At 48.8% G+C, this 21,381-nt stretch carries 17 protein-coding genes and 1 tRNA gene; 12 read left to right on the forward strand and 6 right to left on the reverse strand.

What is annotated here, in order from left to right:
- The first annotated feature begins 257 nt into the window (after window positions 1-257).
- Both RN22_RS21080 and RN22_RS21085 read left to right on the forward strand, forming a co-directional pair.
- Window positions 258-1,748, forward strand: a complete 1,491-nt coding sequence (locus RN22_RS21080) for a deoxyribodipyrimidine photo-lyase (protein ID WP_046307465.1) — start codon at window positions 258-260, stop codon at window positions 1,746-1,748.
- An 88-nt stretch (window positions 1,749-1,836) separates the two neighbouring features.
- Window positions 1,837-2,949 (forward strand): GGDEF domain-containing protein, encoded by a 1,113-nt coding sequence (locus RN22_RS21085; RefSeq protein WP_046307468.1) that lies wholly within the window; start codon window positions 1,837-1,839, stop codon window positions 2,947-2,949.
- Window positions 2,950-2,968: 19 nt separating this feature from the next.
- Here RN22_RS21085 and RN22_RS21090 read toward each other — a convergent pair whose 3' ends face one another.
- Entirely contained in the window at window positions 2,969-3,451 is a 483-nt protein-coding gene (locus tag RN22_RS21090) for a hypothetical protein (protein WP_046307471.1), read from the reverse strand.
- 400 nt (window positions 3,452-3,851) lie between these two features.
- On the opposite strand from RN22_RS21090, the gene RN22_RS21095 reads away from it, so the two are divergent.
- From RN22_RS21095 to pstB, 4 genes are all read left to right on the forward strand, one after another.
- Complete coding sequence (locus tag RN22_RS21095) at window positions 3,852-4,892, forward strand: PstS family phosphate ABC transporter substrate-binding protein (protein WP_046307474.1); 1,041 nt, start codon at window positions 3,852-3,854, stop codon at window positions 4,890-4,892.
- 102 nt (window positions 4,893-4,994) lie between these two features.
- The gene (gene pstC, locus RN22_RS21100) at window positions 4,995-6,377 is read left to right on the forward strand and encodes a phosphate ABC transporter permease subunit PstC (protein ID WP_046307476.1); all 1,383 of its coding nucleotides are present in this window, start codon (window positions 4,995-4,997) and stop codon (window positions 6,375-6,377) included.
- Complete coding sequence (gene pstA / locus RN22_RS21105) at window positions 6,370-7,671, forward strand: phosphate ABC transporter permease PstA (protein WP_046307478.1); 1,302 nt, start codon at window positions 6,370-6,372, stop codon at window positions 7,669-7,671. The genes pstC and pstA overlap by 8 nt, the downstream gene beginning before the upstream one ends.
- A gap of 10 nt (window positions 7,672-7,681) precedes the next feature.
- Window positions 7,682-8,551: a phosphate ABC transporter ATP-binding protein PstB gene (gene pstB / locus RN22_RS21110; RefSeq protein ID WP_046307479.1), complete on the forward strand. Its 870-nt coding sequence runs from the start codon at window positions 7,682-7,684 to the stop codon at window positions 8,549-8,551.
- A 75-nt stretch (window positions 8,552-8,626) separates the two neighbouring features.
- Here the strand turns inward: pstB and RN22_RS21115 are convergent, their stop codons facing one another.
- A complete protein-coding gene (locus RN22_RS21115) occupies window positions 8,627-10,306 on the reverse strand; it encodes an amidohydrolase (protein WP_046307481.1) in 1,680 nt (559 codons plus the stop codon).
- A 128-nt stretch (window positions 10,307-10,434) separates the two neighbouring features.
- On the opposite strand from RN22_RS21115, the gene RN22_RS21120 reads away from it, so the two are divergent.
- Both RN22_RS21120 and RN22_RS21125 read left to right on the forward strand, forming a co-directional pair.
- Window positions 10,435-11,322, forward strand: coding sequence for a LysR family transcriptional regulator (locus RN22_RS21120; RefSeq protein WP_046307483.1), 888 nt, complete (start codon window positions 10,435-10,437; stop codon window positions 11,320-11,322).
- A gap of 141 nt (window positions 11,323-11,463) precedes the next feature.
- Window positions 11,464-11,554: transfer RNA gene (locus tag RN22_RS21125), tRNA-Ser, on the forward strand.
- Between the two features lie 253 nt (window positions 11,555-11,807).
- Here RN22_RS21125 and RN22_RS25045 read toward each other — a convergent pair.
- Window positions 11,808-11,966 (reverse strand): hypothetical protein, encoded by a 159-nt coding sequence (locus RN22_RS25045; protein ID WP_156168244.1) that lies wholly within the window; start codon window positions 11,964-11,966, stop codon window positions 11,808-11,810.
- 60 nt (window positions 11,967-12,026) lie between these two features.
- Complete coding sequence (locus RN22_RS21130; RefSeq protein ID WP_046307484.1) at window positions 12,027-12,800, reverse strand: hypothetical protein; 774 nt, start codon at window positions 12,798-12,800, stop codon at window positions 12,027-12,029.
- Between the two features lie 271 nt (window positions 12,801-13,071).
- Here RN22_RS21130 and RN22_RS21135 point away from each other — a divergent pair, with 271 nt between their 5' ends.
- Window positions 13,072-13,542, forward strand: a complete 471-nt coding sequence (locus RN22_RS21135; RefSeq protein WP_046307486.1) for a phosphatase PAP2 family protein — start codon at window positions 13,072-13,074, stop codon at window positions 13,540-13,542.
- Between the two features lie 70 nt (window positions 13,543-13,612).
- Here RN22_RS21135 and RN22_RS21140 read toward each other — a convergent pair whose 3' ends face one another.
- On the reverse strand, window positions 13,613-14,503 hold the full coding sequence (locus tag RN22_RS21140) for a LysR family transcriptional regulator (RefSeq protein ID WP_046307488.1): 891 nt from the start codon (window positions 14,501-14,503) through the stop codon (window positions 13,613-13,615).
- A gap of 125 nt (window positions 14,504-14,628) precedes the next feature.
- On the opposite strand from RN22_RS21140, the gene RN22_RS21145 reads away from it, so the two are divergent.
- The 3 genes from RN22_RS21145 to RN22_RS21155 all read left to right on the forward strand — a co-directional run bounded on the left by RN22_RS21145 (window position 14,629) and on the right by RN22_RS21155 (window position 20,193).
- A complete protein-coding gene (locus RN22_RS21145; protein ID WP_046307497.1) occupies window positions 14,629-16,566 on the forward strand; it encodes an amidohydrolase in 1,938 nt (645 codons plus the stop codon).
- Between the two features lie 267 nt (window positions 16,567-16,833).
- Window positions 16,834-17,841, forward strand: coding sequence for a UDP-glucose 4-epimerase GalE (gene galE / locus RN22_RS21150; RefSeq protein ID WP_046307491.1), 1,008 nt, complete (start codon window positions 16,834-16,836; stop codon window positions 17,839-17,841).
- A gap of 432 nt (window positions 17,842-18,273) precedes the next feature.
- Window positions 18,274-20,193, forward strand: a complete 1,920-nt coding sequence (locus tag RN22_RS21155) for a methyl-accepting chemotaxis protein (RefSeq protein WP_052737581.1) — start codon at window positions 18,274-18,276, stop codon at window positions 20,191-20,193.
- 106 nt (window positions 20,194-20,299) lie between these two features.
- Here RN22_RS21155 and RN22_RS21160 read toward each other — a convergent pair whose 3' ends face one another.
- Window positions 20,300-21,367, reverse strand: a complete 1,068-nt coding sequence (locus tag RN22_RS21160) for an OFA family MFS transporter (RefSeq protein ID WP_231590947.1) — start codon at window positions 21,365-21,367, stop codon at window positions 20,300-20,302.
- Window positions 21,368-21,381 lie beyond the last annotated feature (14 nt).

Raw genomic sequence — 21,381 nt, forward strand, 5'->3', positions numbered from 1 at the left:
CCTTCGGGCAGCGTTTGTGGGGAATTTCTGCTGCGTTATCGGCTTCTCATGTAGGCTAGCTACACATCGAAGCCTCTGCCTTGCATAAAATCCCCACAAACTGCTGCAAAAATCATCACCAAAGGTCAACATCCCCTAATAAAAGCGTAGATTCAACACCTTGATGTTTCGAATTTATCGGCGTTTCTCGCCATAAGAGCAGATCGAACGTGTGATGGACTGCGTAAAAAGACAAAACCCTTAACCACGATGACTTGATGCCTTCATCACCAACCCAAAACCGAGATGCCATCAGCCTAGTTTGGTTCAAACGCGATTTACGTCTGACCGACCATGAGCCATTACAGGCGGCGATAGCATCGGACTTACCTGTCCTACTGCTCTATATATTTGAACCGATACTGCTTGAGGATGAACATTACTCAGAACGCCATTGGCGGTTTGTGTGGCAATCGCTGGAGGACCTGAACCAACAACTGGCGCCTTATGGTGGCAAAGTGCTGGTGGTACGAAGCGGATGTATTGAGGCGCTGTCATCTCTTCATACCCAGTTCAAGATTAAAACCCTCTATTCCCACGAGGAAACGGGGTTAATGAAGACGTTCGCCCGGGACAAAGAAGTAGGGAAATGGTGTGAAGAACAAGCGATCGACTGGCAGGAATATCAAACCGGCGCGGTAAAACGCGGGGCAATCAGCCGTGAAGGGTGGGACAAAGCGTGGGACAAAACCATGCGCGCACCTGTCATCACACCGAATCTTGAAACCGCTGCATTTATTAACGTCCAATCTGCTCACCTGCCAGAATTTGTGCCACCAGCGACGTGGCATAACAAACAACGGGGAATGCAGACGGGCGGTCCCATGTTGGCGTGGAAAACGCTACACAGTTTCTACGAGGGGCGGGGGAAGTCGTATGCGTTCAAAATCTCCAAGCCTGCAGAAAGTCGCAACCATTGCTCCCGACTCTCGCCGTATCTCGCGTGGGGAAACATCAGTGTGCGGGAGGTCTACCAGACTTTATTACAACATTGGAATGAACCGGGATGGCGACGGTCATTGAGTGCGCTGTCATCGCGGTTTCACTGGCACTGTCATTTCATTCAAAAATTTGAGAGTGAATGCGAGATGGAGTTTCGCCATGTTAACCGTGGCTATGAAGCGTTTCCCTATAGAAAAGATGAAAACGTCATCAAGGATTTAGCGTGTTGGATGCAAGGTACGACAGGCTATCCGCTGGTGGATGCCTGCATGCGCTGCCTTCACGCGACCGGTTACATCAACTTTCGTATGCGCTCCATGCTGGTCAGTTTCCTTTGCCATCACCTCAATATTGATTGGCGATTGGGTGTAAAACACCTAGCGAGTCTCTTTTTGGACTTCGAGCCCGGCATTCATTACGCACAGTTTCAAATGCAGGCAAGCGTGACAGGTACGAATACCATTCGGATTTACAACCCGACCAAACAGGCACAGGAGCATGACCCTGACGCTGCATTTATTCACCGCTGGCTGCCGGAGTTGAAGCAAATCCCTTCGCCTTTAGTGTTCGAGCCTTGGCTGTTAACGCCGCTGGAACAGCAAATGTACGGAATCAGCATCGGTGAAGCAGGGGATTATCCAGAGCCTTGTATTGAGCTTGATGGCGCATCAAAAGCAGCTCGAGACAGATTATGGAGCTGGAAAAAACATGCGGAGGTGAAAAAAGAAAGCAAGCGGATACTTGCCGTGCATGTGCGACCGGAGTGATTTTATGTCGAAACACTTGTCAAAGAAATGAGCGTATATCGTTTGCTGTGCTATTTGTTTTTATAAGGCAATTGAACAAGGTACTGCCATGTCATCTCACGCTTCCGAAACTGAAATGTCTGTTGTTCCCACCAATATCGTTGGGCGTATTCAACATCTGACTCGACGAAAAGATATCGATTTTTCTGAGTGGGTCAGGGAGTTGCTGCAAATCGCCACGTGGCAATTTGACGCAGATTGCGCTTGCTTTTCCCGTATCGACAATCTCGAATTAGAAGTCGTGGAATGCTATTCGAATGGCAACGTGGTCTCGAAAAAAGCAGGCGACGTGGTGGCTTTGGGCAGCACGTTTTGCAGTGTGACTGCGGGTATGGAAGCGCCTCTCATGGCTCCAGACACCAGAAAGAATGAAAAGCTCTCTGGTCACCCCGGCGTTAACCGGCTGCCAGAGGCCTATTGGGGAGTGGCGATCCGTTTTGGCGGTGCAGTGTGGGGAACACTGAGTGTAGTGGCAGATGCCGACGGCAGCGCAAACCCGGACAACGAAGGCATCTTGACGCTGCTGGCAGGAATTCTGGAAATCAAACTGGAGAATGAGGAATACCGCGCGGAGCTTAACGGAGCGCGTGAATCTTACCGCCAACTCAGTGAGCGTCTCGAAAATTTGCAGCAGGTGGACCTCTTGACTGAACTGCCAAGCCGCGGGGCGCTGTTTGATTATCTAAATAGAGAGCTGAATCAGCTGATAAGGCGAGATGGGGAAGGCGCGATTGCATTGGTTGATATCGATAATTTCCACGCAATCAATGAAAAGCATGGGCATGAAGAAGGCGATCGGATATTGAAAGGCGCAGCGACCGCCTTGCGGCAGGCCGTTCGAAACTACGATTACGTGGCAAGATACAGCGGCGAGCAGTTCCTGATTTGGTTGCCGGACACCTTGCAATCGGAAGTGGTAAAAGTGTGCGAGCGGATGTCGGAAGGTGTCGCGCAGTGCTCAATTGACAATAAACCGGTGACTATTAGCATCGGTTATTGTGCTTTCCGGAGCGACAGTGAAAAACAAATCCCCTATGACCGCGCCGTGGACAAGTTGATCAACCTTGCTCATAACGCCTTGTCTGAGGCCAAAGTGAAAGGACGCAACTGTGCGATGTCAGCGTCCAAAAGACCAGTCACGATTACCTCAATTACAAACTGACTCTCCGAACACGTTGTACTCAACGATACAGATAGACAGACAGAAAATAGTTTATCTGGTCGTTGATGTACTTTATCGCTTTCTGTCGATCGCTCGATTCTCCACCTTCCGTAATATCCCACGGAATAAATTTTTCGTATTTCGGTAAAGGCTTGCCCGATTGTACCGACGCTGGATTAAGTGCAATCAGATAATCCACGTTGTTTCGGTGGTAAGCCTCAATCGGCCTGAAGTGCGAATCTGTGCAGGCTATGTTGTATTGCCTCAGTGTCTGGCAGGCTGTGGCGACATCGCAACTGGCACTGGTGTAGGCACTGTAGCTATCAAAGTGGCTGTCTGCTTTATGTGCCAAAATCGCGCCTGCCACTAAGGAATAGCCTTCTTGACCGTCACACAGGAAAAGGACGGTTGGTTTGTGTTTCAAGCGAACATCATGATCAGCAAGTGATGACGAACCATTGCTGTCTGAGTGGCTTGAGCCAAATGAGGCGGGTTGAGCCATGTCTGTACTCTCTTTTATATATTGGAATGTTTGAAGCCACTGCGTTGAGATGCCCAAGCAGCCTTAAGGCGTGGAATCAGGCAGACGCACTTCTTTTTAGTGCCAATCAGCAAGCGAAATTCCGCGATAAAGCGTTGTCAATACGGCAAAAAAGACAGATGCGGCGAGGGTGAGGCACGGAAATAAACTAGGCAGGAATTATGTCAACGCGATGAAGGATGGGTGTCATTGATATTTCAGTTAAGTGACATTATTCCCTGTAATTAAATGTTCACATTTCATTAAGGTTAGTGTCACAAGCGATCTCTAATTTTGATAGCAGGTTTTGATAAGAAATCGAATAACGGTCAGTGAGGACACTGACAGTTGAACTCAAAAAACTATCGACTTGGAGGTTGATGTGAAACTTAAGGCTCTGATTGCGGCATCGACAGTATGCCTGTCAGTATTCGCTGCGAATAACGCTGCTGCAGCGACTCGTGACTACATTAGCATTGTTGGTTCTTCAACAGTCTACCCGTTTGCTACCGTTGTAGCGGAACGCTTTGGTCGCACTTCAGAATTCTCTGTACCGAAAATCGAATCTACCGGTTCTGGCGGTGGTCTGAAACTGTTCTGTGCAGGTGTGGGTGAAAACACCCCAGACATCACTAACGCATCGCGCAAAATCAAAAGCTCTGAAATCGAGCTTTGTGCAAAGAACGGCGTTAAAGACATCACCGAAATCAAAGTAGGTTACGACGGCATCGCTTTCGCTAACTCTAAAAAGTCTGAGCAGTTCGATATCACTCTGAAAGATCTTTTCACTGCACTGGCTAAAGTCGTTCCAGACGCGAACGGTAACCTCATCGAAAACCCGAACAAAACCTGGAAAGACGTCAACCCTTCTCTTCCAGCGACCAAAATTGAAGTTCTGGGCCCACCACCAACATCTGGTACTCGCGATGCATTCGTAGAGCTGGCGATGGAAGGCGGCTGTAAGCAATACCCAGAGCTGAAAGCCATGAAGAAGCAAGACAAGAAGAAGTACAAAGCAGTTTGTCACGGTATTCGTGAAGATGGCGCGTTCATTGAAGCGGGTGAGAACGACAACCTGATCGTACAGAAACTGGACGCGAACCCTAATGCATTCGGTATCTTCGGTTACAGCTTCCTCGAGCAAAACTCTGACAAAGTTCAGGGTGCGAAAATCGGCGGTGTAGTACCAACGTTTGATGCGATTGGTGACGGTTCTTACCCAGTATCTCGTTCACTGTACTTCTACGTGAAAAACGCACACGCAGATGTGATTCCTGGCCTGAAAGACTATGTAACGGCCTTCACTTCTGAAGATGCGATTGGTGACGAAGGTTACCTGACTGACCGTGGTCTGATTCCTCTGTCAGCGCGTGATTGGAAACTGGTTCGTAACGACGCGGTTGATTTGAAACCAAACCTGTAAGTTACCAACCCGAGGTGGTGCACTTTTTAAGGTGCACCACCTTTTGCTGTATTTGCCCGAATTGAAACCCGGTTTGGGTAAAAAAGGATTTAAGGAATAGGGATGCAGACGTCCACATTGATGGTGATAGTCGCGCTGTTTGCAATAAGCGCTTTTGTACTCGCCAAAAAACGCTCCCGGGAAGTGGCTACCATTGAAGGTGGTTTGAAGAAACTTCACTCCCGACCAGCCTACTATGGTTCCTTTGCTGCAATTTTAGCAGCGGTACCTGCGGTGATTCTTCTTCTGATCTGGCAAGCCATAGAACCCAGTCTGGTTCACTCTCTGGTGATGGCCCAGATCCCGTCATCCACGCTACAAGCGCACGAAAGTATGACGCTGCTCTACAGCCAAATCGTGCACATTGCGAATGGCGTTTTGAAGACAGAAGATCCTGCACTGCTTGCAGCATCAGAACACTACCACCACCTACAAAGTATTGGACTGACGCTGAGATGGGTCGCGGTACTGACTGTGTCTTTGGTAGGTTTGGCAGCTGGCTGGCGAATGGTTCGTCCGAAGCTCAAGGCGCGCCACTATGTGGAAAAATGCCTGCAACTATTCCTGATGTTCTGTTCAACACTGGCAATCCTGACGACGGCAGGCATTGTGCTTTCTGTGTTGTTCGAAGCGATCCGCTTCTTCCAGATTATCCCGGTCACGGACTTCTTGTTCGGGACGCAATGGTCACCGCAGATTGCCCTGCGTGCAGACCAACAAGGTGCAAGCGGCGCATTTGGTGCGATTCCGCTGTTCACTGGTACCTTGATGATTTCCTTTATCGCCATGTGTATCGCTGCACCTATCGGTTTGATGAGTGCGATATACCTGGCGGAATACGCCTCACCACGCGTGCGCAATATCGTTAAACCTGTTCTGGAAATCCTCGCAGGTATTCCAACCGTGGTTTACGGCTTCTTTGCTGCCCTGACGGCTGCGCCTTTTATCCGCGATGTGGCCGAATCGATTGGACTGAGCAATGTTTCCTCGGAAAGTGCTTTGGCAGCAGGTGCTGTCATGGGCGTGATGATCATTCCTTTTGTTTCATCACTGTCTGATGACGTGATTACTGCCGTGCCCCAGTCTCTTCGTGATGGCTCACTTGGCCTCGGTGCGACACGCTCTGAAACGATTCGCAAAGTCGTATTGCCTGCTGCATTGCCAGGCATCGTGGGTGGCTTGCTGCTTGCCGTTTCACGCGCCATTGGTGAAACCATGATCGTGGTGATGGCAGCAGGTTTGTCGGCAAACCTCACCGCTAACCCGCTGGATTCTGTCACCACCGTCACCGTACAAATCGTGACCTTGCTGGTGGGTGACCAAGAGTTTGATAGCCCTAAAACGCTGGCTGCGTTCGCACTGGGCCTGACATTGTTCGTTGTAACACTGGCGCTTAACTTTGTTGCACTTCGAATTGTGAAGAAATATCGAGAGCAGTATGACTGATAAATTATTAAAACTGGCAGAGACCAAACGCGAGCGAGTCAAAGCGGGTGTAGCCCGTCGTCGTGCCAAAGAGAAACGTTTCCGCTTCTACGGTATTGCTTCGATTTCGATGGCGTTTGCGTTTCTGATTGTCTTGATGACCACCATTTTTTCCGAAGGTTACACCGCGTTTTTCACTACCGAAATCGAGCTTCAGGTTGACCTTTCACCGGAAGCGCTCGGCATTGATGGCGATGAAACCGATCCTAAAGTGCTGATGGGCGCTAGCTACCGCAAAGTGCTTCGTCAGGCGCTTCGTGAAGAGATCGCTGTTGATGGCCGTAAACAACGCCGCGCGCTTTACAGCTTTATCTCGAACGGCGCGGAATATGACCTGCGTGACAAGGTAATGGCGGACCCGTCGTTGATTGGGACGACCATCACTTACTGGGCGCAAGCGGGCGATAACTTTAACCAGTACAACAAAGGCAACATCAAGGCGAGCACGCCGGAAGATGGTCGTCAGTTCAAGAACCTCCAAATCGAATGGTATGACGAACTGAAAAAAGAAGACCGTGTTCGCACCGTTTTCAACACCAAGTTCTTTACCAACGGCGATAGCCGTGACCCAGAGCTGGCTGGCATTTGGGGCGCAACCGTGGGGTCTTTCTACACCTTACTGGTGACCTTGGTGCTGAGCTTCCCAATTGGTGTCGCTGCAGCGATTTACCTGGAAGAGTTTGCGCCACGCAACCGCGCGACTGAGCTGATTGAAATCAACATCAACAACCTCGCTGCTGTGCCGTCTATCGTGTTCGGTCTGCTGGGTCTGGCGGTGTTCCTGAATGTGGCTGACTTGCCGCGCTCGGCGCCGGTGGTAGGCGGTTTGGTGCTGACGCTCATGACGTTGCCAACCATCATTATTTCCAGCCGCGCTGCAATCAAAGCAGTCCCACCTTCGGTGCGTGATGCCGCGTTGGGTGTGGGCGCGTCAAAAATGCAGATGGTGCTTCACCACGTTCTGCCGCTGGCAATGCCGGGCATGTTGACCGGTACCATTATCGGTATGGCGCAGGCGCTGGGTGAGACGGCACCGCTGCTGATGATTGGCATGGTGGCGTTTATTGTGGACGTTCCTTCTGGTCCGCTGGATGCAGCCACCGCGCTGCCAGTACAAATTTATCTCTGGGCTGAAAACCCGGAAAAAGGTTTTGTTGAGAACACCTCAGGCGCAATCATGGTATTGCTGGCGTTCTTGGCACTGATGAATGCATGTGCCGTTATCATGCGTAAGCGCCTTGAGCGCAGATGGTAGGAGTATGGATATGACAACCGTAATGACTCACACAGGTGAACTGAATCAAATCCCTCAAGAAATGGCTGCGGAAAAAACCGCGGCGCCAAAAGAGACCTGTGGCCTTCCATTTGTCACGGCTCCTCGCATGACAGCGCGTGATGTCAGCGTGAGCTATGAAGGTGGCGCAAAGTCTGCCATTCGTAATATTAATCTCGACATCGGTGAGAAACAGGTGTTGGCGATGATTGGCCCTTCAGGTTGTGGTAAGTCTACCTTCCTGCGCTGTCTGAACCGGATGAACGACACCGTACCGGGTTGTGAAGTGAAGGGTGAAATCCTGCTGGATGGTCATAACATCTATGCCAAAGAGCAGGAAATTGTTGAGCTGCGTTCACAGGTCGGCATGGTATTCCAGCGCCCGAACCCGTTCCCTAAATCTATTTATGACAACGTGGCTTATGGCCCCCGTATTCATGGCTTGGTGGATGGAAAAGATGAACTGGATGGCGTGATTGAAGAATCGCTGCGCCGTGCAGGTCTTTGGGCTGAAGTGGCAGACCGTCTTGATCAGCCAGCAACGGGCCTTTCAGGTGGTCAGCAGCAGCGTCTTTGTATCGCCCGTACTATCGCGATTGCACCAGAAGTTATCCTGATGGATGAGCCATGTTCAGCGCTTGACCCGATTGCTACGGGCATCATCGAAGAGCTGATCAGCGAGCTGAAAGAGAACTTCAGCATCGTGATGGTGACGCACTCCATGTCACAGGCGAAGCGTGTTTCTGACCGCACCGCATACTTCCACTTGGGTGACTTGGTAGAAGTGAACGAAACAGCGCGTGTGTTCGAAGACCCAGAGCACAAGCTGACCCGTGACTACATCGGTGGCCGTTTCGGCTAATCGCGGACGCGAGAAATTCAAAAGGCGGACATTTTGTCCGCCTTTTTTCTGAGCAGCTACCTACTGTGATTGCTATTAGCCAGCGTATTTGAACACAGTGTTCCCGTCTTTTATGGTCTCAAGCACCTTAATGTCTTTGATTTCCATTGGTTCGACGGCCAGTGGATTTTTATCCAGCACGACTAAATCCGCGCGCTTGCCCACTTCAATGGTGCCTTTTTCGTCTTCCTCAAAGTTCTGGTAAGCAGCAGTTTTGGTGACGGCTTCCAGCGCTTGGTAAGGAGTGATTCTGTGGTATTCACCTAACACCTCACCTGAACGTGTTACTCGGTTTACCGCTGTCCACATGTTGAGCAACTGGTCAGGGAAGGCAACCGGCGCATCCATATGAATGGTGTAAGTGAGTCCGAATTCATTTGCCCAGCCCATAGGGGAGATGTTTGATGCTCTCCAAGGGCCAAGCACTGAATCGCGGTGGTAATCACCCCAGAAGAAGGTATGGGCAGGGAAATAAGACGCCATCATACCCGCATCACGCATACGCTTGATTTGGTCCAGGCGCATAGTTTGCGCGTGAATTGTGGTGGTTCGGTGGTCACGGTCCCCGTATTTCGCATTCGCTTTTTCAACGGCATTCAATAGCAGGTCAGCTGCCGCATCACCGTTGGCATGACTAATGAGCTGCGCATCGTTTTTGAAGGCAAGATCCACGTAGTGATCCATTTCTTCCTGATTGAGCACCGGATAGCCGTGGTAGTGATAGGAGTGGCTATGAGGCACCTCGAAGTATGGCGTTGAAAGGAATGCGGTTTTTCCTTGAGGAGAGCCATCTCCGGTGATTTTCATGCCAGCCAGCTTCAGCCCGTTGCTGTATTCGCCAAGCTTCATGTTTTCAAGCACAGTTTCAAAGTCGACCCATTTTGCGTAAGCCAGCACATCGATTTTTAACTCGCCTGCATCAGCCATTGATTTAATCAAACCCAATGTTGACGCTGTTGCCAGTCCTTCCTGCGCGGTGGTTACCCCATAACGCGCGAACAGATCCTGCGCTTTGTTAAAGTTTTCGATGGCTTCTTCTTGGCTACCTACAGTCAGGTGAGGAAAGAGCGCATAGGTGGCAGACTCTTCAATCAGCCCCGTCAGCGCGCCGTTTTCATCTTTGTGGATCACGCCACCACTTGGGTTTTCTGATGCATCGGAATAACCGATTTTTGCCAATCCCGCACTGTTACAAACCCCTAAATGCCCTGACACATGCATCATACAAAGGCTGAAGTCTCCCGTTACTTTATCCAGCTCCTGCTTGTTCGGGTGGCGTTTTTCTTCCAGCACGGAATCGTCATAGCCAAACGCGATATGCAAAATGCTTCTATCCAAGTCTTGCGAGAAATGATCCGCCAACTGTTCTTGGATAGCGGGGATACTGTCACTGGTTCCCATTGGGGATGGGTAAACAAATAGTGAGTTTGCCAGTGGAATGTAGTTCGCAAAGTGACCATGGGAATCAATAAAGCCGGGTGCGACTGTTTTCCCCTCAAGGTCACGAACTTCTGTTGTGCTTCCTTTTGTTTTTAGGACTTCCTTCGTGCTGCCGACAGCAACGATTTTTCCGTCTTTGATCGCCACTGCTTCGGCTCTTGCCTGTTCGCCGGTAACGGTGACGATGTCTCCGTTCTTCAAAATCAAATCCGGTGCGGCTAGCGCCATGGTAGAGGAGAGTGCAAGAGCGACAACTGAAAGCGGGATGATTTTCATTTCGACCTCTGAGTTTAGTTTTTGTTTTAAATGACTTTTTGAACTTGTCGCTATTTTTAAACGAATATCCAATACTACCAAGTCAGTTTTGTTAGGGTATTGCTAACAAAAGGCATGGGATAGACGAAATGCATACATTGGAACAACTCACTACCTTTATCGCGGTCTATGAAAAAGGGTCGTACAGCGCTGCGGCAAAGCTGTTGGGGAAATCGCGCACTACGGTGCGTGAGCACGTGATGGCATTTGAGGATGGAGTGGGATATTCACTGTTTGTGATTGAAGGTCGAAAGGCAATCCCCACTGACAAGGCTTCTAAGCTGTATTTTCAGGCCAAAGTAGTAGAGAAACAAAACCGCGAGCTCTACCACTTCAGCCAAGCCTTATTTGCCAGTGACGTGCACTCGGTAACCATTGTTCATGATGTGTTTGCTCCTATGACCATGATGGTCAATATCGAAGAGAAAATTCGGCAGCATTATCCGAATATCACGGTTAACTGGCTTCATAGAACACGTCCAGAGGCTCTGGAAATGCTCAATGACGGCTCAGCAGATCTGGCATTAATGCCAAACCGCGATATGGTTTTTGCGGAGACGGAAGTGACCTGGAGAAGTATTGCTAACCTGCAACTGAAGTGTTTTGCATCTGTCTCGTCTCCGCTGGCTGCTTTGGAAGAAGTGACGATCAATGAACTACAGGGTCAGACACAGTATCTGACAGAGAACTTTCTCGCGTTGAATGTGGGCTTTGCCAAGGTCTCTCCACGGCGTCATGTAGTGAGTAACCATGATTTATTGTGTGAGCTGATTAAACGAGATGGTTGGGCAGTCATGCCGACGGATTATCTGTTGCCATACCTAAATTCTGGTGAGCTGGTGGAGCTCAATATCAAAGAATCTCCTATTGGAAAAGGTATCGGGCTCAATGTGTTCTTTGCTATCGGCAAAGATACCCAGCAGGAGTTTGCCGATATCATCGATTGGTTTGAAGAGCAGGGACGCCTGCTTGGCTGAGCAGTTGATTCAATAGCCCGAAAGTGCGCATTAAGTGTTTGCCAAATAGACTAACTGAGCAAAGCCTGTGCAAACGGACGAATTTCAGGAAATTCGGGCTTTACAAGCTCGCGAGGGCTTTGTAATATGCGCGGCACTTACGGAGAGATGGCTGAGTGGTTGAAAGCACCGGTCTTGAAAACCGGCATACGTTAATAGCGTATCTAGGGTTCAAATCCCTATCTCTCCGCCACATTAGATTAAGCCCGCTCACTGAGCGGGCTTTTTCGTATATGGAATAAGCCTGTGGAGATAGGGATGCAGAACCCTAGACCCTAGGTTCAGCCGAGCGGAGCGAGACAACGTTGCCCGGCGAAGCCGAATAGGCAACGGCCCGAAGCGACCGCATAAATCCCGCTATTCTTTGCTTCTGGCTCCGCCACATTAGATTAAGCCCGCGAGCTCTTAGCTATAGAGATAGCGGCCTTTTTCGTATTTATCGCTTTTCAAAGTGACACATCATAGCCAGATAGATGGATGGGGGAGACCGGGATATTCATTTCATATCCTTCGTGGTGTTCACTTAAAGGGTCTAACGCGTTTTGCTTGTTACAACCCGCCATCAAGAGCACAACAATCACAAGAATAAGCTCTATTTTCTCCATATCCTCTCCCTATACCCAAACTGTCTGAAATTGATAATCTTCAGGTGATGTAGATAGATGTTAGAAGTACCACTTCATACCGAACTCAATCGCCAACTCGCCATCACCATCAATTTGAAGACCCGATGGCAAGGTCAAATCTGTTTCGTTGTAAGCGAGTTTGGTCACGAACCATTGCCCGAAATTGCTTTTTGCAGGCGATTGGAAAACAACGTTCAATGATTTTGATTCCAGTTCGACTGTATCGCCGCTCACGTCAAAATATTCGGGCCATGCTAAGAGGAATGAACCATTGTCACCAATTGGCGCGGTCAAGAACAGGTTTGCTAAGTATCCATCAGCGCTCTCTCCAAATACCTCACCCGTTGTGTAAGCCACGTTTGGAAATAACTGAAAACCCGGTGTGTAGTCTCTATTGATGGCAGCAACTGCACCGACTGAGAAAAGCGCGGTATCTGGCAGCCCTTGCGTTTTTTGATGAACGAGGTCGAAAGAAAAGCCAAGTCGTGGGAACAGACTGTTATCGAGTTGATGTGCTTGAAAATATTGCGCTCTGCCACCGAGGTAATCGGTATCAAACTTGTTTTCGCCTTGCTTATTACCGAATACACCTTCGGCATAGCCCGAGAACGCGGCGGTTTCGCTCCATTGACCGGAGAAAATGCCCGATGCGCGAATGTTAGAATCGGAAGTCACAAAGAGCGCGGCCTGAGGATTGATCTTGGTAACGTCCTGAAGATCATCAGGATTGATCACAGCGTCTGCCTCGCCAGCAATAACAGCATGGGCGCTAAAGCTCATCAGAGCGATGAGTAGATTATGTTTTGTTTTCATTGTTTAGCCTTGATATCTATTTCAATTTCAAGGCGATGTTAGATTCTATTAGCCATACTCAAAAACCGCATATGTTAGGTTATTCCCTACAATTGATGTCGGCACAGTGTCATTGGGTAGTGATTCACGGGATTAGCTATCTGAGAGAGTCGCTTTTTACTCGCTTAGCTAGCGGCTAAACGTTTCGTTACATTCTTCTCCCCGATCTCATTAAGGATTTTGAGATACTCAATTCATCGTTAGTCCCTTAGTGAGATTAAATCGACGCGCAATGAGTACTGTTTATCCTCTGATCTTCCTCGCTTCCATTTGGGTGTTTTTCATTGCCCAGATCTCTTCTTCTACCAACTGGCAGTCAGTCAGTGATGTCGGCGCTTATGGTTTGGTCGCCACTGCATTGGGTTTCCCAGTCATTCATGGCGAGTGGCAAGCGTTGCAGCAAGCATTACTTATCATTGCAGGTGCGTCGGGAATAGGTCTTTTAGGTAAGTTCTTCATCGATGCGAAACGACCTGATCTCAGTGGTAACGACAGTTTCCCATCCAATCACACCGCAAATGCCGTCGCCGCTTCCACAGCTCTAATGCTCTGCTATGGCTGGTTTATCGGTCTGCTTTCATACGGTGTCGCCGCCTGTGTTGGCCTTGGCAGGGTGAGAGCATTCAAGCACCACTGGCGTGATGTTTTGACAGGATTAGGTGTCGGTATTGCCGCGGCAGTAATTGCCATTAAATGGATGTAAAGCGATTAAATCACCAAAAGTCAACAGCCCCTGGGAGCCCGCGTTTATCAGCGGGCTTTTTTGTCTGCGCCTATTGATAGTATTTGGCAGCGAAAGCTTTGATCGAAGAGAGCAACGTTTGGAGCTCTGGCGTGGTTTCCATCGCCTCCGGATAGAAGCAAGAAATACCCACATTGAGGCTGGAGGCTAACTCATCCAATTGGAGTCGAATCAGGTGCCCTTGTTTTTCTAAAGGCTGCGCAAGGCTCTGGGGAATCACCGTCCATCCATCGTTTTTTACCAACTCCAACAGAATATCGTTGTTGCTGACGATTCTTACATCTGTGGAAACAGAAAACAGCTCAGGTGCACTCGCCATCAGGTTTTCGCTCAGGTACTGCTTTTCGAGCTGTAAGTCGCCCGCAGTGACTCGCTCCAACTTGGCTAGTGGATGATGGGGATTGCAATATACATTCAGGTCATCACTTCCCAGATTGACGAAACCCAACGGGTAAGGCGACTGATTCGCCAGTTTGTACTGCATCAGCGCAAGTTTATTTTGCCCTTCAGAAACGGCCTTTAATGCGTCATCCCGGTTTCGGTGTAACCAGTTGAGTTTGATATCGGGATAATGCTCATTCATTAAACGTTCAATGTGCAGAATGAGCGGGGCAGGAGCCAGCACATCATGGTAGATGTCCAATTGGGTGATGGGCTCAAGATAGCTTTTTAGCAATCGGGTATTCAGACGCTCACTGTTTTTGACCAAAAGCTGTGCTTGCTTGTAAATCGCCTGACCAGCGTGAGTGACGACCGCTGACTTCCCTTCAATATCAAAAAGCGCGATGGCGTAGCTGTCTTCGAGTGCTTTTATCTGCTCGCGAATGGTTGTTCTATCTTTACCTAATCTGCGCGCAGCTTTGCTGTAGCTACCTTCTTCTACCGTTGCGCAAAAGGCGGCGAGATGCTCATAAGAGAACATATTCACTCCATCAATTAATGTTGGATTTCACCCATCATAATGCATTAGTTAGAACGACGTTTCATTGTTAAATTCTCAACATCGAACAAAGCTCACGAAGCCAAAGTGCTTATATGGGGAAAGCGATGAAAAGAACAATGAAACTATCAGCAGTAGCAATGTCTATCGCACTACTAGCTGCTTGCTCGAAGCAAACAAATGTTGTGGATATGGCTGATTTATCGAAAGAAGTCCTGGCGAGCCCAGTCACTGTTTTTGTGTCGAACGACATTGTTACTATGTCGGATGTTGCGCCAGAGCAGGTCACTGCCATTGCTGTTCAAAATGGCAAAATTTTGGATTTGGGCGAAAAAGAAGCCCTGCTGAAAAAATACCAAGCGCATCCAGGGCTGATTGTAGATAGACAATTTGAAGATAAAGTCCTGACGCCAGGCTTTGTCGAACCTCATATCCATTTATGGTTGAGTGCGATTCTCATGAGCACTGACTTTATTACGCCTGCAGACTGGAAATTGCCTTGGGGCGATGTAAAAGGTGTGCACTCAGAAGAAGCATTCATTAACCGTCTTATTGAGGTTGAGAAGGCGACACCGGAAGGCGATCCATTGATCGTTTGGGGCTATCACAACTATTTCCATGGCAAAAACATGGGACGTGATGTGCTGAACCAGATCTCAGAGACTCGCCCGATCATTGTTTGGCACCGAAGCTTCCACGAGCTGTTTTTCAACAATGCCGCGATTGAAATGATGGGTTGGGAAGAGAGTGATTGGTCAGGCGAAGGCTTGGCCTATGAGCAGTTAGACTGGGAGCGTGGGCACGCATTTGAAAACGGCGGAAAAATCATTCTTCCTGAAACGCTGAAGTTTTTGGTAGACAGTGGCCGCTTTGCCACTGGCATGGAGAGAACGCGTGATTATGTGCAATCTGGCGGTATTACCGCGGCGATTGACCCAGGTGTGATTGCGACGCCGGAAATGTATGAGCAGATGGTTTCTATATTGCTGGATGATGCTTTCCCTATGGATTACTGGTTAATTCCGGCAGGTAACTTCACCTACGCAGCCGGTGGTTATGATGCCGACCAGGGCAAGTTGATTGCTGAAGCCCAGACCAGAGATTACAAGGGACAAGACCAAATTCAATGGTTGCCTAAATTCGTCAAACTCTTCTCTGACGGCGCGATGTACAGCCAGCTAATGCAGTTGAAAGATGGCTATATCGACGGTCACCATGGCGAATGGTTGCAAACCCCTAAAGAGCTCGAAGACAGCATGCGCCCGTATTGGAATGACGACTACACGATCGTGATTCATGCCAACGGCGACTTGGGCTTTGAAAGCGCCTTGGATGTCATGGATGCTTTGAATGAAGAAACACCGCGGGACGATCATCGCACCAGCTTCCACCATTTAGGCATCACTGATAAAGATGATATTCCACGCGCAGTGGAATCTGGCGCTAACTTCAGTGTGAACCCTTATTACACCCACGTGCTGGCAGAGCTCTACAGCAAAGAAGGTGTAGGTAAAGAACGCGCGGAAGTGATGGCAAGAGGGCGTTCATTTATCGATGCGGGTGGGGTTCTTTCTTTGCATTCCGATGCGCCAATGGCACCTGCGCAGCCGCTGGCTTTGGTTTGGGCAGCGGTGAATCGAATCGGCTTGTCTGGCGAAACGGTGATGGGGCCTGAAGAGCGGATCACGGTAGATGAAGCCATGCGGGCCATTACGATTGATGCCGCATACACAGCACGGTTAGAAGATCAGGTCGGCAGTATTGATATCGGCAAGTACGCTAACTTTACAGTGCTAGAACAAAGCCCATATAACGTGGAGCCTGAAAGCATTAGAGATATTGATATTGCTGCGACTGTTTACCGGGGCGTTGCGACAGAGATAGAAGTGGCGAATGCTGGCCTTGAAACTTCTGACAACAACCAGACGGTATTGAAATTGATGAGCCGGATCCCATCAGCCAGTCTTGGCCATAGTCATGCGAATGGTGATGTCTGTGACAGTGCGTTGCTCTTCCAACAGGCGATGTACGAAGCCATTAGATAACAGGGTTAAAATCCAACGAAGCCGCTGCATAAACCAGCGGCTTTTTCTATTTACATTCGAATTAAATCCACTGTAAAACTGCAACGTTTACCTTTTCAAATTCGAGCCAGTTATTCGAATTTGCGCCTAACACTGTGGTTTTTATGCTATTCGATGTATGTAACTGGCACTTCTGACTTGCTCAGGTATAGTGGTCGCCATAACAAATCCGTGCTTGAATTGAACCTAGACACGGAATCTAAAATCACAACCCAATTGAGATTTGACATGAACGTACTCGTAACTGGCGGCGTTGGCTACATTGGCAGTCACACCTGTGTTCAGATGATTGAAGCAGGCCTAAATCCTATCCTTCTCGATAACCTGCATAACAGTAAACTTGCGGTACTCGAACGCATTGAAAAACTGACAGGCAAAAAGCCGACGTTTTATCAGGGCGATATCCGTGACAAAGCGTTTTTGGCCTCGGTGTTTGAAAAAGAAAACGTTGATGCAGTCATCCATTTTGCGGGTTTGAAAGCGGTGGGTGAGTCGGTTGAAAAGCCGCTGGAATACTACGACAACAATGTTAACGGTACTCTGGTGCTGGTGGATGCGATGCGTGATGCAGGCGTTCACTCACTGATTTTCAGCTCGTCGGCAACTGTTTATGGTGACCCGGCTTCTGTGCCAATTCGTGAAGATTTCCCAACGTCAGCGACCAACCCTTATGGCCGCAGTAAGCTGATGGTGGAAGAGTGTCTGACTGACTTCCAAAAAGCGAACCCGGACTGGAGCATTACTCTGCTTCGCTATTTCAACCCAGTAGGCTCGCACAAGTCGGGTGAGATGGGTGAAGATCCACAAGGCATTCCAAACAACCTGATGCCGTTTATTTCACAAGTGGCCGTTGGTCGCCGTGAATTCCTGTCGGTATTTGGTGATGATTACCCAACCCGTGATGGTAGTGGTGTGCGTGACTACATCCACGTTGTCGACTTGGCGGAAGGTCACCTAGCTGCGCTGGACAAAGTAGGCAAGAAAGCGGGTTTGCACATTTACAACCTCGGAACCGGCGACGGTAAGAGCGTTCTGGAAATGGTTGCAGCGTTTAGCGAGGCATGCGGCAAAGAAATCGCTTATCAAATTGCACCGCGTCGCCCAGGTGACATTGCAGAGTGTTGGGCAGACCCTGCCAAAGCGCAGCAAGATCTGGGCTGGAAAGCGACTCATACCCTAAATGACATGGTAGAAGATACCTGGCGCTGGCAGTCAAAGAACCCGAACGGTTATTAAACTGACTGTAACCAAGAGATAAACGATAAAGCCCGCTGAAACCAGCGGGCTTTTTATATATATACCCCTATTTTGTGACTTTCATTCAGTCTATTTATCACTGGAAAGTAAAGCATTTATATATCAAGCTCTTGTTATTCAAATCCCTGAAAAATCCAGCTTAAGCCTCTGATTGTTTGCACTTGAATAAGTGATGTTTGTTCCGTGAATATTGTTACGCAATGAAATGATGTATCAATATTTAAATATTTATCATTATGGCGAATTACGTTTTTATATTGTGTCATGCTTATACCTAATGACACAGGCGTAAATGCTGTGTCTGACAATCTTTCTTAGAGGCATGAATAAAGCGGTTTAGCAGTTCTGCTTTTGAACTCATGAATAAAAAGATTTTTTTGGCCATGTTGCCTGAAGAAGTAGGGGTTTGGGATGATGGTGAGATTCAAAAACCTAGGGTTCAAACAAAGAGTTATTGCGATATCTGCCGTTCTACTTACCTTGTCGCTAAGTATTTCAAGTTATCTTTCTTATTATTTCCTGAGTGAAGAAAAGACCGAAAGCATTGATGAAAATATATCTATTCGTGTTGATGCCGCAGGTGATGCCGTAGAACGTTGGATCAATCGTGTGTCTGTTTCACTCCAAAAAAATGCCCCTTATTTTTCCGAGCCCTTGTCTGATGAACAGATCTTAGTGTCCACTCATCAAATTAAAAAATCTTCCCAAGTTTTCGCCATTATCGTCGGGTATGAAAACGGCAGCGCATTCAGCTCTAATTCAGGGAAATACGACCCTAACGCCTATGATCCTCGTGGACGAGGCTGGTATAAAGCCGCAAAAGAAAAACGTAGCACCATCATTACTGATATTTATACCGGTGCGACAACGAAAAAATTGATGGTGAGTATTGCTGAGCCTTTTTACGAGGGAAATACGTTAAAGGGCGTGCTTCTTGCTGATCTCACGCTCGATATCATTGGAGCACAGATAGGCAAGGGTTTGCCCGAGAGTGGTATTGCGTCTTTGTTTGATCAGAGAGGTGTGGTCATCGCGTCTTCCAGCCAGAAAAACAAACCGGGCAAAACGACAATCAGTTCGATTCCAGAGCTTGCCGACTATCAGGGTGAGCTTTTAGCACCCGGTTATGGCTACTTTGACTACCAAAGTAGCGGAAGAACCAGAACGGCGTACCACAACCAAATAGAACTTGGGTTTGGGAAATCTTGGTACTACTTGGTCAGTGTGGATCAAAGTACCGCTTATCAGTCTCTCGATGCCTTAATTCAGCGGATGCTTTGGGTGTCAGTTGCTTTGCTTTTGCTATCGATTGCTGTGCTGGTGTTTGTTTTGCAGCGACTGTTCCAACCGATTATTGGACTTCAGCAGAAAATTGAAGAGCTCACTCAGGGAGATGGCGATCTCACCAAGCATTTAGAGGTCACGAGCAAAGATGAAATCGGCAATGTCGCCATGAGTGTGAATACGCTCATGGAGCAACTTGGCGCGATGATCTCCAAGACGAAATCATTGGGAGACAAAGTGGGTTCTGGCATGGAGGCGTCAACATTGAGTGCCTCAGAAGCCAGAGCGCAGATTGAAACGCAAATGAATGAGGTCGATCAGTTAGCTACAGCGATCAACCAAATGTCTGTAAGCGCTAAAGAAGTGGCTAATCACTCCCAGCTTGCTTCTGAGTCTGCTCAAAGTGCCAGTACTAATGTCGACCGCAGTGCCCAATTAGTAGAAAGTTCGGCGCTTTCTACCGCGGCGCTATCAAACCAGGTAGAGCAAGCAGTGACCGTGGTGTCTGATCTTAACGCCTCTGCATTAGGTATTGATTCTGTGCTGAGTGTGATTACAGACATCGCAGAACAAACCAACCTGCTAGCTTTGAATGCGGCAATTGAAGCGGCGCGCGCTGGAGACAGTGGCCGTGGGTTCGCAGTGGTGGCGGATGAAGTGAGAAAGCTGGCGCAGAAAACCCAACAGTCGACTGAAGAGATCGGCAGCATGATCGAAACCCTACAAAGTGGAGCCAGAAAAGCGCTGGAAGTCATGGAGTCCAGCCAACAGGAAGTGGGGCAAACCTTAGAACATTCAAAAGATGCGGATACAGAACTGCAATCTATCCGTCAGGCAGTCGCTCAAATCACCGACATGATTTATCAAATTGCTTCCGCGGCAGAAGAGCAAAGCATTGTGTGTGAAGAAGTAAACCGTAATGCTCAGGCAACAAAAGACATTTCGGTCGAGGTATCCAAGTTAGTCAATGAAATGCACGGTGTGATTGAGGGGCAAAAACAAAATGTGTCTGACCAGAACGACGTACTGGGTCAGTTTAAGGTTTAAAAAGAAAAAAATTTCAATGCAATAAGGTCTGAAAGCAAGCCACACGGCAACAAAGTCCCCCGCATCACAGCGGGGGCTTTTTTTAGGTTCGTCGCGGATTAGCCACTTAGGCTGTTACCGCTTCCAGTCTTCCGCGTGCTTTGGTGATGTATGCCTTCATCATAAATGCCACACCCAATGCCACCACAAATGCACCACCGAAGATGTAGAGCGTCAATTCATAGCTTCCGGTAACGGAGCGCAAGTAGGCGGCGATTTGCGGGCCAACCAAACCGGCAGCAGCCCAAGCCGTGAGGATGTAACCGTGGATCGCGCCTAGTTGTTTGGTACCGAATAAATCGCCGATAAAGGCTGGCAAGGTCGCAAAGCCACCGCCGTAACAGGTCATGATGGTGAAGAGCACCACTTGGAACATCAGCACGCCGCCGATATTCGGCAATACTGCAAACAGCGCAATCTGCAGCACAAAGAACGCAATGTAAGTGTTCGCGCGTCCCAAGGAGTCAGAGAGTGTTGCCCAACCTAAACGTCCGATGCCGTTAAAAACAGCCATCAAACCGACGACGGCAGCCGCTTCGGTGGGGGAAAGCCCAATGGTTTCCTGTGCCAGTGGAGAAGCAGAGTAAATCACACCAATACCGCAGGAGATGTTGATAAACATCATGATCCAGAGCCAGTAGAAAGGTGCGGTCTTCACAGCCTCATTGGCGGTTTGCTGGGTCAGATCTTGCGTAATTTTCTGCGCGCCAGAAGCGACGGCTTCTTTCATGCCATCAGGCATCCAACCTTGAGGTGGGCGCTCAAGATACAACGCAGAAAGATACATCACGGCCATATAGGCGATGCCAGAAGCGTAAAAAGTGAAAGGGATGGAGAAGTTTTCCATCAGGTAACCAAACACTGGGCCGCCAATCATGGCACCAAATCCAAAGCCCATAATCGCCAGACCAGTGGCAAAACCGCGTCTGTCCGGGAACCATTTCACCAGTGTGGAGACGGGCGTGATATAGCCAATGCCAAGACCGATGCCGCCAAATACGCCGTAGCCGAGCCAGAGCAGATAGATGTTGCCGACCGATGTACCGAAGCCGGCAATCAGCAAACCTGCACCCCAGAAGGTGGCTGCCAGTAAGCCAGCTTTTCGCGGGCCATGCTTCTCAACGAAGTGACCCATAATCGCTGCGGAAA

The sequence above is a fragment of the Grimontia sp. AD028 genome (genome assembly GCF_000973155.1).
Lineage (GTDB): Bacteria > Pseudomonadota > Gammaproteobacteria > Enterobacterales > Vibrionaceae > Enterovibrio > Enterovibrio indicus.